This window comes from Stenotrophomonas indicatrix (assembly GCA_041545745.1).
Lineage (GTDB): Bacteria > Pseudomonadota > Gammaproteobacteria > Xanthomonadales > Xanthomonadaceae > Stenotrophomonas > Stenotrophomonas indicatrix_A.
The window spans coordinates 2,559,430-2,572,477 of record CP168152.1 but is presented as its reverse complement, the minus strand read 5'-3'; the positions used below and the strand labels follow the sequence as shown (position 1 = coordinate 2,572,477).

Genomic DNA, 13,048 nt, shown 5'->3' with positions numbered 1-13,048 from the left:
GGCAACCACAGGGCAAGGGGATGCCGGCCAGCGGCCGGCACTACCTCACCCCAACGCCTCGGCCCACCACAATGCCGCCGGCCCCGGCGGCGTATCGCGCCGCCACACCAGGTCGCTGTGGATGCGGCGCGGCCAGCCAGGCACGCGCAGCTCCAGCAGGCGGCCACGGTCGTAGCGCTGCACCAGCGCACGCGGCAGCTCGGCCCAGCCGATGCCGTCCTCGGCCATCTCCATCACCATCAGATAGTCCGACGCAGTCCACGCCGGCCCGCTGATCGGCGGCGCGTGATCGACCAGCGCGCTCAGCCGCACCTGCCGGTGCCGGGCCAGTTGCGCCGCCGCGCGCACGCCGGCCTGCGCCAGCGGATGATCGCTGGCCACATACACCGCCAGTTCGCTGTGGTGGGCCAGGGGCTGGGCCACCAGCGCATCGGGGTACTGCGCCTGGCGCGGCAGCAGTCCCAGCCCGGCGCGCCCGCCATCCACCAGTTCCAGTACGTCCCGCCCTTCGGCATCCAGCCACTCCAGTTCGATCTCGGGAAATGCCTCGGCAAACCGCTGCAGCACACGTTGCGCCGGATCGAGCTGGTAGACATCGGAGAACACCACGGTCAGGCGCGGCTCCACCGGTGCCGCCAGGCGTACGCTCAACTGCTGCAGGCGCGCGTCGGCGGCAAGGATTTCCTGCGCGTGGCCCAGCACCTGCCGGCCGGCGTCGGTCAGCTGCGGATAGCGGCCGCTGCGGTCGAACAGGACCATGCCCAGGTCCGCCTCCAGATGGGCGATGGCGGTACTGACCGTGGACTGGGTCTTGCGCAGCCGGCGTGCGGCCGCCGAGAACGAGCCCAACGCGGCGGCCTCTACGAAGGCCTGCAGGGATTCAGGGGAATAGGGCATCGATCCATCGCTCCTGTCGATGGAATCCATTTTGATACCACCGTAAAAGACGATGATACTGATCGCCGTCGCCCCTGTCTGCGGGGGCGTTCCGAATCATCCACGCACGACGTGGATCTAATGATGACGGGGCGTGGTCCCCGTCCCGCAAGGAGCTTCACATGTCCCGTACTGTTCCCGCCCGTGGCGCCTTCGTCGCCTGGGCCTGCCTGACCGTGGCGATCGTCGCCGAAGTGGTCGGCACGTCCTTCATGGCCCATGCCGCCCGCGACGGCGGCTGGACCGGCTATCTGATCATGGCCGGTGCGCTGGCGCTGTCCTATTACTTCCTGGCGTTGTCGGTACGCCGCATCGCCGTCGGCGTGGCCTATGCGGTGTGGGAAGGCCTCGGCCTGACCCTGCTGACCGTGGTCGGCATCAGCGTATTCGGTGAGAGCCTCTCGCTGCAGCAGCTGGCCGGTCTGGTGCTGGCGGTGGTCGGCATCGTCTGCGTCACCCTCGGGGAGGCGCACTGATGAACATGATGGCCCTGTTTTTCGTGATCTGCTCTGCGCTGATCGATGTGGCCGCCAACCTGATGGTGGCCAAGTCCGATGGCTTCCGTCGCTGGCGCTGGGGTGTCGGTGCCATCGTGCTGGTCTGGATCGCCTTCGCCCTGCTGGGCCAGGCCGTGCGCAACATGGACCTGGCCACCGCCTATGCGATGTGGGGCGCGATCGGCGTGATCGGCACGGCCACCTGTGGCCGCCTGCTGTTCGGCAATCGCCTGCGCCCGATTGGTTGGATCGGCATCGGCCTGGTCACTGCCGCGGTGCTGCTGCTCAGTGCGGCTTGAGCCCCGGTTGATTGCAGCGATCGATACGGTGGCCGACACTCGGGCTTTCCCGCAACGGAATGCCCGCATGTTCAGTCACGTCACCGTCGGAACCAACGACATGGAAATCTCCCGCCGCTTCTACGATGCGTTGTTCACCGCCGTCGGTGGCCGCGCAGGCGTGTTCGATGACGAGGGCAAACTGGTCTACATCAAGGATGGCCGAATGTTCATCGTCACCCCGCCCATCGATGGCCAGGCGGCGTGCCATGCCAACGGCGGCACCATTGGATTTGCGCTGACGGACCCGCAGGCGGTGCATGCCTGGCAGGAAGCGGGTGCCGCCCACGGCGGTACCACGGTGGAAGATCCGGCTGGCGTGCGGCAGAAGGCAGGGCGCCAGTTGTACCTGGCCTACCTGCGCGATCCCGACGGCAACAAGCTGTGCGCCGTGCATGTGATGGGTTGAATCGCCGGCGCTGGACGTGGCGTGTCGTGATCGGACCAGCGTGACCCCGTCGCCCAACGCGCCTGCAGGCCTCCAGGCGCGCGCGTAGCACGGAACACCGGCCGAACATGCCTGCGCGGTGCCACGACTTCATCCTGTGTCCACTGCTGTTCATCCAGAATCCGCCGGCTTACTTTCTGATCGATCCGGAGATGGCTGCCCATGGAAGCACTGGAGCCTCAACATCAGCCGGTGCGAACCCTGCGGCCCGTTTTCGCCTTCGCGGCGATCGTCGTCGTTGCCTTCGCACTGTTCGTCAGCCTGTTCCCGCTCGGCGCCGGTCGCATGCTGGTCAAGGCGCAGGACTGGGCCGCGCTCAACGTGGGCTGGTACTACCTGCTGGCGATGACCCTGTACCTGGTGTTCGTGGTCGGTGTGGCGTTGTCCAAGTACGGCGGCATCAAGCTCGGTGCCGACCATGACGAACCGGAGTTCAGCTACCTCTCCTGGGCCGGCATGCTGTTCGCAGCAGGCATCAGCATCACCCTGTTCTTCTTCTGCGTTTCCGAACCGCTGACCCACTACCTGCAGCCGCCACAGGGCGATGGCGCAGCGGGTGAGGCCGGTGCACGCCAGGCCATGCAGCTGCTGTTCCTGCACTGGGGCCTGCATGGCTGGGGCGTATTCGCGCTGGCGGCGATGGCGATGGCCTATTTCGCCTACCGGCACAACCTGCCATTGGCCTTGCGTTCGGCGCTGTATCCGCTTATCGGCAAGCGCATCAACGGCCCGATCGGTTACACCGTCGACGCCTTGGGCATCGTCGCCACGGTGTTCGGCATCGGTGCGGACATGGGCTTCGGCGTGCTGCATCTCAACGCCGGCCTGTCGCACCTGTTCAATGTGCCGCACTCCAACCTGGTGCAGATCCTGCTGGTGGTGGCGATGATGGGCGCGGCCGTCGCAGTGGCTGTGTCCGGGGTGGAGAAGGGCGTGCGCTGGATGGCCAACATCAACATGCTGCTGGCGATCGCGCTGGTGCTGTTCATGCTCTGCGCCGGCCCCACCCAGTACCTGCTCAGCACGCTGATGCAGAACCTGGGCGATTACCTGGGCAGCGTGGTGGGCAAGAGTTTCGATGTGTACGCCTATGGTGGCCGTCCGGAATGGCTGGGCGGCTGGACGGTGTTCTACTGGGCCTGGTGGATCGGCTGGGCGCCGTTCGTCGGCCTGTTCATCGCGCGCATCTCGCGCGGCCGCACCATCCGCGAGTTCGTGTTCGGCGTGCTGCTGATTCCGCTGGGCTTCACCCTGGCGTGGCTGTCGATCTTCGGCAACAGCGCGCTGGACCAGGTGCTGCACCATGGCCAGCAGCAGTTGGCGCAGCTGGCGGTGGATGATCCACCGACGGTGCTGTACGCCCTGCTGGACGGCTACCCGTGGAGCAAGGCGGTGATCGGGGTGACCGTGCTGGTCAGCTTCATCTTCTTCGTGACGTCGGCCGATTCCGGGGCGGTGGTGCTGTCCACGCTGTCCTCGCATGGCGGTGCGCCAGAGGACGATGGCCCGCGCTGGCTGCGCGTGTTCTGGGGCACGGTGATCGCGGTGCTGACCGCCGGCCTGCTGCTGGCCGGCAGCATCGATGCCTTGAAATCAGCGGTGGTGCTGGCCTCGTTGCCGTTCTCGGCGGTGCTGCTGTTGATGATGTGGGGCCTGACCCGTGCTTTCAGTGACGAGTCCCATCGCAAACGTGCGCAGCAGTTCCGGCCATCGCCGCTGATCGGCGATGATCGCCATCACCAGGGCTGGCGCCAGCGCCTGACCCAGGCCATGCACTTCCCGGTACGCGACCAGGTGTACCGCTTCATGGACGACACGGTGAAGCCGGCGATGGAGGCGGTGGCCGAGCAGCTGCGTGAGCAGAGCTGGGACGTGCAGACGCGCTTCGAAGCGGGCGACATGGAACTGTCGGTCAACCACGGCGAGCAGCAGGATTTCCTGTACCGGGTGATCCTCAGTGGCTACCTGACCCCGTCCTTCGCCGCGCAGCAGCTGCGCAACCAGCGCTACTACCGCGCCGAAGTACATCTGTACGAGGGCAGCCAGGATTACGACCTGGTCGGCTACAACCGCAAGCAGATCATCAACGACATCATCAGCCAGTACGAACGGCACCTGCAGTTCCTGCACCTGAGCCGTTGATGCAGCCACGCCGGGCATGGCCCTTGCCTTTGGTGGGTGCGGACCGTTGGTCCGCACGCTCCTGTAGAACCGAGCGTGGGCTCGGCTTCTACAGCGGCAATCAGAACCGGTAACGCGCGCCCAGCGAAACGAACTGACGGCGCAGGTTGTACTGGCTGATGTCGAAGCCGCTGGAGCCGCCGGCCGGATCGAACGGCGGGTCCTTGTCGGTCAGGTTCAGCACCGACAGCGACAGCGTGGTCTTCGGAATGCCCTCGTAGGCCACGTACAGGTCCAGCTGATGGTAGGGCTTGACCTTGTCGCGCAGGCCCGGATTGCTGGTGGCGGTGGCCACGCGCTGGTCATAGCCGCTCACGTACTGCAGGCTCAGCGTGCTGCTCCAGTCACCAACCGCCCAGTTCAACGACGTGGTGCCGCGCGTGCGTGGCAGCGCGCCATGGCGGTTGTTGCCGGCACCGTCATACGGCGCCTGTCCAGCCACCAGCGGCTGCTTGAAGCTGAGCAGGTGGGTCCAGCTGCCGGCCACGGTGAAGTTGCCCCAGCCATCGGTACGGAAGGTGCGGCTGGCTTCCAGGTCGATGCCCGAGGTGGTCAGCTCGCCCTGGTTGGCGTACTGGTTGGTGATGATCTGGATGCGACCCTGTGCATCGCGTTGCACGCGACCGGGGAAAAGGTCCGGGTTGTTGACGATGAACTGCGCGCTGTCCGGCTTGACCAGGTTGTCCTGTTCGATGCGGTACCAGTCCAGGCCGATGCTGGAATCGGCATCGGGTGACCACACTGCACCGACATTGAGGTTGCGCGAGCGTTCGGCCTTCAGGTCTGGATTGCCGGTGCGCAGGTTGGTCACGCCACGGCTGCCGCCCGGCTGCAGCGGATCGAACGGATCGACCACCGAGCCGTAGCTGATGGTCTGCCCCGGTGCGATCTCCGGCAGCGACGGTGCACGGAAGCCACGCGAGAACGAGCCGCGCAGCAGCAGGCTGTCCATCGGCTGCCAGCGCAGCGCGAACTTCGGCGAGAACGCCTTGCCGAAGTCATCGTAGTGATCACCGCGGCCGGCCACCTGCAGTTCCAGCGTGCGATGCAGCGGCACGCTGAACTCGGCATAGGCGGCACTGACCTGGCGTTCGCCATCGACGATGTTGATCGCCGGGCGCAGCTCGGTACCGGACAGCACCTGCGCACTGGTGCGCGCGTCCAGCGATTCCTTGCGGAATTCCGCGCCCCACGCAAAGCCGATCGCGCCGGCCGGCAGTTCCCACAACGAAGTCGATGCCTTGACGTTGAGCGAGTGCAGCTTGTACCAGCCCGGGCGCTTGGTCTGCAGGCGCAGGTCGTCCAGTGCGCCCGGCGTGCTGGACGGGTCGAGGAAGTTGTAGCTGCCATCGCGCAGGATCTGCTGGAAGGCGTAGCGGTCCACGAAGTTGTCCACGTACTCGCGCTGCGCGCTCTGCGAGGTCAGTGCGGCCACTTCCCAGTCCCAGCGTTCACCGGTGCCACGCACGCCGGCCAGGGCGCGGTAGAACACCTGGGTGCTGTCCTTCAGGCGCGGGCCGAGATCGAAGAAGGTGTATTCGAACGGCAGCGGCGCGCTGCCCGGATTGTTCGGATGGCCGACCGGCAGCACAGCGGCGATGTCGGTCAACGTACCGGTGGGGGGATTGTAGGCACGCAGACCGGGGCCGACCGTCAGCGGCGCGCTGAAGATCTGGTCGGCCTTGTTGTGGCTGTACAGCACATCAGCGAAGGCTTCGACGCTGCCGTTGAAGCGGTAGGTCGCGCTCAGCGATGCCTGCAGGCGCTCGGCGCCGGGCTGCAGGGTCTTGAACGGCTGCGCGTTGAAGGCGCACGCCTGGCCGGGCAGGGTGCTGCCGAAGTCGCTGTAGGCGCGCAGCGCGCTGCCATCGGGGCAGGATGAGAACGGCTGCGGCGCGCGCGGGTTGGCCAGCGTGTTGCCGCCAGTGGTAGACCAGCCGGCCAGGCGGCCACCGGGCTTGTCGCGGAAATCGCCGTCGCGGGTGTACGCGCGCTGGTCAGCATCGAGGCGGTCGCGTTTGAGCAGATCCAGTCCGAACAGCACGTTCCAGCCTTGCTGCTCGAGGTCACCGAAGCCGGCCAGCAGGTTGGCCTTGCGCTCGTTCAAACCGCCCTGGGTGGCGGTGCCGAAGCCGCCGCCGACCTCCACGCCCTGGAAATCACGGCGCAGGATGATGTTGATGACGCCGGCGATGGCGTCCGAGCCGTACACCGCCGAGGCGCCATCCTTCAGCACTTCAATGCGCTCGACCGCGCTGATCGGCAGCGCATTGAGGTCGACGAAGGTGTCCTGGGTGTTGAGCGCAAAACCGAAGTTGGCCACGCGGTAGCCGTTGACCAGGACAAGCGTGTTCTTCGGTGACAGGCCGCGCAGGCCGATCGAGGCCGAGCCCGCAGCGAAGCTGCCGGTGTACTGCTCGTCGAAGCTGTTGCCGGCGTTGGCCGACAGGTTGCGCAGCACGTCGGTGAGGGTGGAGCGGCCGGTCTGCAGGATCTGCTCGCGGGTGACGATCTGCACCGGATTGGGGCCGGCGGTGTCGCTGCGCTTGATGTTCGAGCCGGTCACCAGCACGGTGCCGAGGGTGGTGCTGTCCTTGCCGGTGTCGGCCGTTTCAGCGGCGCTGGCGGTGCCAGCGACGAGGGCCAGCGCGACCGCGCTGGAAAGCAGGGTGGTGCGATACATGGAAGCGACTACGCCAAACGGTGGAGGAGCCGTCAGTACCGCACGGGGGTGAGTGCACCTTCCAATGACGAAAGCGCATTCAGTTATACATCACAGGTTCTTAACGAAAGTCAGCGCCCTTGGTGGAGTGGCCTGTGCTCCGGTGGGTGCGGACCGTTGGTCCGCACGCTCGTGACGGGTCAGAGTCCTTTCCTTGTGGAAAGGGATCCGACCCGGAGACCATCAAGGCCGCAGCAGCACCTTGCCATTGCGACCCGAGCCAGCACCCGCCTTTGCAGCCTGGGCGATGTCGTCCAGGGCGAAGATCCGCTCCACCGGCAAGGTAAGCTCACCGCCGGCCGCACGCTTCAACAACTCGCCGACCAGCCTGCGCTTGTCTTCCACCGCCATCGCCTGGCTGACCTTGCTGCCCCAGAAGCCTTTCACGGTGGCTTCCTTGTAGATCAGGCCGCCGGCGGGAATGCGCATCGGCTCGCCGCTCATCACGCCGAACGAGACCAGGGTGCCGTGGTGGCCGAGCAGATCGACCAGGTCGCCGCTGGCATCGCCACCGATGGAATCGACCGCAGCCGCTGCCTGTGCTTCGCCGGTGGCTTCGCGCACGTGGTCCTTCCAGCCGTCCACCGAGGTATCGAACACGTGATCGATGCCGAGCGCCTGCAGCTGCGCCACCGCTTCCGCGTTGCGCACCAGGTTGGCCACGTGCACACCGCGCGCCTTTGCCAGCATCGCCAGCGATTTGCCGACGGCACCGTTGGCGGTGTTCTGCACGATCCACTGGCCCTGCTCGACGTGCAGGAATTCCAGCAGCATCAACGCGCTCAGCGGCATGGCGATCAGCTGTGCAGCCATTTCATCGGCGATCGCGTCCGGCATCGGGATCACCATCCGCGCCGGTGCGATGAACGCTTCGGCCCAGGTGCCGTGCACCGAGGCGGCAGCAACCCGCTGGCCGATCTGCAGGCCGTCGACGCCTTCGCCGAGCGCATCGACCACGCCCAGTGCTTCGCTGCCGCCGATCGCCGGCAACGTCGGCTTGTAGCCGTACAGGCCACGCACGGTCAGCAGATCGTGGTTGTGGATCGAGGCCAGTACGGTGCGGATGCGTACTTCGCCGGGACCGGGTTCGGGCAGGGCGGCATCGGCAACGGCAAGGACCTGGGCTGGATCGCCGAAGGAGGAGTACAGGGCAGCGCGCATGGGCGGTGTTCCAATGAAAGTTGATGTGGTACCGAACTGGGGATGCGCTCAGCGTCGACAAGGCCGCGCACGTGCAACACGGCATCCTGCGACCGATGGTCGCGACATGACGTGATTACTGCATCTTGTGTTGACGACTCCGAGTATCCCCACTATGTTGTGGCTGTCACTCCCGGTCAGCCGCCGCCGCCGGACATGCAGCAAACGTCCCGCGGCCCGCCCCTGAAGGCTTGCCGTGTCGACGCGGCCGCCACCGTGCGGACGCAGGTCGCCCCCACGGCCCGGATACCGGCCGCAGGCGCAGGCAGATGCCGACGACCTACGTTCCTGCACCCTGGCACTTCACCCGTTCGCCCCGCGCGCCGGTATCGCGTGCAGGGCCGCCATGGCATCGGGCGCCGACGCGCGTACGAGCCTGGAGTTCCACCACCATGACCGACAGTACCTTCCGCGTGGCCGACCTGGCCGGCGCCGGCGACGCCATGCGCGCCAGCGGCGAGCGCGTGCCGACCTGGATCACCAAGGAAGCCGGCAATCGTCGCCTGCCGTACGATGCGGCACGCCTGTTGCGCAGCATCGACACCATCCACGCCGAGCTGCCGCAGCTGGATGTGGCCGACTACCGCCGCGTGGTGCTGGCGATGGTCGAGCGCAAGCCCAGCATCAGTGCCGATGATCTGGTGGATCTGCTGATCCGCGAAGCGGAGTCGCGCGTCGATCTTGTCGCACCCGAATGGGAACAGTTCGCCGCACGCCTGTACCTGCGCCGGCTGTACAAGCGCGCCAGCCGCAACCGCTTCTACGACGTCAGCCTGAAGTACGGCTCCTACGTGGGCCTGCAGGAAAGCCTGGCCGACCGCGGCATCTACAGCAACGACATCCTGCGCTGCTATTCGAAGGAAGAGCTGCAGCAGGCCGGCGAGATGATCGACCCCGAGCGCGATCGTCTGTTCGCCTACAACGGCCTGTATCTGCTGGCCACGCGCTATCTGGCCACCGACCGCAGCCGCGAGGTGTATGAGCTGCCGCAGGAACGCTGGCTGACCATCGCCCTGTACCTGATGCAGAACGAGGGCGGGCCGGGTGAGAGCGGCCGCGTGCGCCGCATGCAGCTGGTGGGCGAGGCTTACTGGGCACTGTCCAACCTGTACATGACGGTGGCCACGCCGACCTTGGCCAACGCCGGCAAGGTGGGTGGCCAGCTGTCGAGCTGCTTCATCGATACCGTTGATGACAGCCTGCAGGGCATCTATGACTCCAACACCGATATCGCTCGCGTGTCCAAGCACGGCGGCGGTGTGGGTGCGTACCTGGGGTACGTGCGCAGCAGTGGTGCGCCGATCCGCGGCGTACCCAACTCGTCCGGCGGCGTCGTGCCGTGGATCAAACAGCTCAACAACACCGCGGTGTCGGTCGACCAGCTCGGCCAGCGCAAGGGCGCAGTGGCGGTGTATCTGGACATCTGGCACCGCGACATCGAAGCCTTCATGGACCTGCGCCTGAACAACGGCGACCAGCGCCTGCGTGCGCACGATGTGTTCACCGCCATCTGCGTGCCCGATCTGTTCATGGAGGCAGTCGAGCGCCGTGCCGACTGGTACCTGTTCGATCCGCACGAGGTGAAGCAGGCCAAGGGCTGGTACCTCCAGGATTTCTACGACGAGAAGCGGGGATCGGGCAGCTTCCGCGACCGCTACGCCGAACTGGTGGCCGACGAACGCATCAGCCGCCGCACGGTGAAGGCGATCGATCTGTTCAAGCGGATCATGCTCAGCCAGCTGGAAACCGGCAATCCGTTCCTGTTCTACCGCGACGAAGTGAACCGGAAGAACCCGAACAAGCACGCGGGCATGGTCTATTCCAGCAACCTGTGCACCGAGATCCTGCAGAACATGAGCCCGACGCGGATGATCCAGGAGATCGTCAGCGGCGACCAGATCGTCACCACCCGTCGTGCCGGCGACTTCGTGGTCTGCAACCTGTCATCGATCAACCTCGGCCGTGCCATCACCGCCCCAGAGGATCTGCTGGCCACGGATGTGCTGGAGCGGTTGATTCCGATCCAGGTGCGCATGCTCGACAACGTGATCGACCTCAATGCGCTGCCGGTGCCGCAGGCCACCATCACCAACCGCAAGTACCGCGCCATCGGCCTGGGCACGTTCGGCTGGCATCACCTGCTGGCACAGCAGGCGATCCACTGGGAATCGCCCGAGGCCGAGGAACTGTCCGATCGCCTGTTCGAGCGCATCAACTTCCTCACCATCCAGGCCAGCGCGCAGTTGGCCAAGGAGAAGGGCAGCTACCCGATGTTCGCCGGCAGCGACTGGCACAACGGCAACTATTTCCGTGACCGCGATTACAGCGGCGCTGCCTGGGACAGTCTTGCACGCGAGGTGGCGAGCAACGGCCTGCGCAACGGCTGGCTGCTGGCAGTGGCGCCGAACATGAGCACCGCACAGATCGCCGGGTCCACCGCGTCGATCGATCCGATCTACAGCGCGTTCTACTACGAGGAAAAGAAGGACTTCCGGCGGCCGGTGGCTGCGCCCGGGCTGTCGCTGGAAACCTGGCCGTACTACGAGAAGGGCGCCTACAAGGTCGACCAGTTCGCCAGCGTGCGGCAGAACGCGCGCCGCCAGCGCCATATCGACCAGTCGATCAGCTTCAACCTCTACGTGCCGAGCACGATCCGCGCCAGCACGTTGCTGGAGCTGCACCTGAGTGCCTGGCGGGAAGGGCTGAAGACCACCTATTACGTGCGCTCCAACGACATCGACATCAGCGAATGCGAGTGGTGCTCGAGCTGATCAGCCCGGCCCCTCGGTGGTAGTGCCGGCCGCTGGCCGGCAACCCGTCAGCAACAGAACGAAGGCAGAAGACCATGGCAACACCCCTGGACCGCATCAAGATCCTCGAACCGCGCCACCCCAACCGCAGCACCGGCATCATCAACGGCCGCACCAGCGGCATCCTGAACTGGAACGACATTCCCTACCCATCGTTCTATCGCGCCTACAAGGAGCTGTCGACCAACTTCTGGATCCCCGACGAGGTGGACATGAAGCTGGATGCACGCCAGTACGGCGAGCTCAACGCGCGCGAGAAGAACGCCTACGATTCCATCATCGGCCTGCTGGCCACGCTGGATTCGCCGCAGACGCGTTTCATCTACAACGTCGCCGAGTACATCACCGACCCGGCCGCGCACGCCAACGCGGCGATCATCGGCCAGCAGGAAGTGATCCACAACGAGAGCTACAGCTACGTGCTGGCTTCGATCACCGACCTGCCGAACCAGAACCGCATCTTCGAGATCGCCCGTACCCACCCGACCATCATCAAGCGCAACGCGCCGATCATGGGGGCCTACGACGACTTCATGCGCGAGAAGACCGCCGAAACCCTGCTGAAGTCGTTGATCCAGTCCTCGATCCTGGAAGGCATCAACTTCTATTCCGGCTTCGCGTACTTCTACAACATGGTGCGGCAGAACCGCATGAACGGCACCGGCAAGATCATCAGCTTCATCAACCGTGACGAACTGGCCCACACCAAGTTCATCAGCGAGCTGATCCGCGCCATCATCGGCGAGAACCCGGAGCTGCAGACCAACGAGCTGACCGCCTACGTGCACCAGTCGTTCGAACATGCCATCGAACTGGAAACACAGTGGTCGGCGGAGGTGCTGGACGGCATCGACGGCATCGACGTGGACGAGATGGTGCGCTACGTGAAGTACCGCGCCAACAAGATGGCCGGCATGCTTGGCATCGAGCGCCTGTACAGCGACACCACCGACAACGTGATGCCGTGGATCAAGGCCTACGCCGACAACTTCACCGAGACCAAGACCGACTTCTTCGAGATGCGCAATGCAAGCTACAAGAAGACCAACGTCGACAACGGCTTCGACGACCTCTGAACGCGGCCCGGCGCTGCGCATCCTGATCGTGGTGGCGTCGCTCAGCGGCAACACCCGTGAGCTCGGCCGCCACATCGCCGAGCGTTGCCGGGCCGCAGGCCACGCCGTGCACTGGCAGGACGCCGACGACCTGCGCCAGGGCCCGCCGCTGGCGGTGGACGAGGCCGACCTGGTGCTGCTGGGCTGCTGGACCGACAACGCTGGGCGCACGCCGTCGGAGATGAAGGCCTGGGTGGCGGGCATCGCCGATCGCGGCCAGCGGCCGCGCCAGGTGGCGGTGTTCGGTACCGGCGAAACGCAGTGGGGGCAGGAGTACTACTGCGGTGCGGTGCACCGGCTGATCCGCTATTTCCACAGTGGCTACCCGCCGCTGGAGATCGAACAGATGCCACATGGCCGACGGCATGCCGCGGCCATCAACCGCTGGACCGATGCGGTCCTGGATCATTACTGGAGCACCACCGATGCAGATCATCGACGCCACCACGCCTGAGCAGTTCCAGCAGTTGCTGGCCGACCATCCGCGGGTGCTGGTGGACTTCCACAAGGACCAATGCCCGGGTTGCCGGATGCTGGACATGTCGCTGCAGCGGGTGGCCAGCGGCACTGCAGGGCAGGGCACGACCCTGCTGCGGGTGCAGCTGGAGGTGGTGGGCGAGGCGTTCTTCCGCGAGCTGGGGTTGCGGCAGACGCCCACGCTGTCGCTGTTCCTGGACGGTGACGAACGCATGCGCATGCCGGGCTTCCAGTCGCCGCAGCAGATCGAAGCGGCGATTGCGTTGCATCTGTAGCGCCGCGCCAGGTTCGGCTGCCGTTCGCGCGGTCTGTGACGGACGGCAT

General features: G+C 65.8%; 11 protein-coding genes. 8 read left to right on the top strand and 3 right to left on the bottom strand.

Annotation, left to right across the window (positions count from 1 at the left end):
• Positions 1-45: 45 nt before the first annotated feature.
• Positions 46-897, bottom strand: a complete 852-nt coding sequence (locus ACEF39_RS11795; protein WP_500285168.1) for a LysR family transcriptional regulator — start codon at positions 895-897, stop codon at positions 46-48.
• A gap of 161 nt (positions 898-1,058) precedes the next feature.
• Between ACEF39_RS11795 and ACEF39_RS11790 the strand changes: the two genes are divergently transcribed.
• The 4 genes from ACEF39_RS11790 (at position 1,059) to betT (ending at position 4,361) form a co-directional block, all read left to right on the top strand.
• Positions 1,059-1,412 carry an SMR family transporter gene (locus ACEF39_RS11790; RefSeq protein ID WP_089235904.1) on the top strand — a complete coding sequence of 118 codons (354 nt, stop codon included), beginning with the start codon at positions 1,059-1,061 and terminating at the stop codon, positions 1,410-1,412.
• Positions 1,412-1,732: a DMT family transporter gene (locus tag ACEF39_RS11785; RefSeq protein ID WP_500285167.1), complete on the top strand. Its 321-nt coding sequence runs from the start codon at positions 1,412-1,414 to the stop codon at positions 1,730-1,732. Before ACEF39_RS11790 ends, ACEF39_RS11785 begins: the two co-directional genes overlap by 1 nt.
• Positions 1,733-1,799: 67 nt before the next feature.
• Positions 1,800-2,180 (top strand): VOC family protein, encoded by a 381-nt coding sequence (locus ACEF39_RS11780; RefSeq protein ID WP_500285166.1) that lies wholly within the window; start codon positions 1,800-1,802, stop codon positions 2,178-2,180.
• Positions 2,181-2,381: 201 nt separating this feature from the next.
• Positions 2,382-4,361: a choline BCCT transporter BetT gene (gene betT / locus ACEF39_RS11775; protein ID WP_500285165.1), complete on the top strand. Its 1,980-nt coding sequence runs from the start codon at positions 2,382-2,384 to the stop codon at positions 4,359-4,361.
• A 100-nt stretch (positions 4,362-4,461) separates the two neighbouring features.
• Here the strand turns inward: betT and ACEF39_RS11770 are convergent, their stop codons facing one another.
• A complete protein-coding gene (locus ACEF39_RS11770; protein ID WP_500285164.1) occupies positions 4,462-7,083 on the bottom strand; it encodes a TonB-dependent receptor in 2,622 nt (873 codons plus the stop codon).
• Between the two features lie 222 nt (positions 7,084-7,305).
• Positions 7,306-8,283 (bottom strand): zinc-binding dehydrogenase, encoded by a 978-nt coding sequence (locus ACEF39_RS11765; protein WP_500285163.1) that lies wholly within the window; start codon positions 8,281-8,283, stop codon positions 7,306-7,308.
• 482 nt (positions 8,284-8,765) lie between these two features.
• Here ACEF39_RS11765 and ACEF39_RS11760 point away from each other — a divergent pair, with 482 nt between their 5' ends.
• From ACEF39_RS11760 to ACEF39_RS11745, 4 genes are all read left to right on the top strand, one after another.
• On the top strand, positions 8,766-11,093 hold the full coding sequence (locus ACEF39_RS11760) for a ribonucleoside-diphosphate reductase subunit alpha (RefSeq protein ID WP_500288015.1): 2,328 nt from the start codon (positions 8,766-8,768) through the stop codon (positions 11,091-11,093).
• 74 nt (positions 11,094-11,167) lie between these two features.
• Entirely contained in the window at positions 11,168-12,208 is a 1,041-nt protein-coding gene (locus tag ACEF39_RS11755; RefSeq protein ID WP_500285162.1) for a ribonucleotide-diphosphate reductase subunit beta, read from the top strand.
• Positions 12,209-12,233: 25 nt separating this feature from the next.
• Positions 12,234-12,701, top strand: coding sequence for a flavodoxin (locus ACEF39_RS11750; protein ID WP_500288014.1), 468 nt, complete (start codon positions 12,234-12,236; stop codon positions 12,699-12,701).
• Positions 12,673-12,999, top strand: coding sequence for a thioredoxin family protein (locus ACEF39_RS11745; RefSeq protein WP_132824913.1), 327 nt, complete (start codon positions 12,673-12,675; stop codon positions 12,997-12,999). The genes ACEF39_RS11750 and ACEF39_RS11745 overlap by 29 nt, the downstream gene beginning before the upstream one ends.
• The last annotated feature ends 49 nt before the right edge of the window (positions 13,000-13,048 follow it).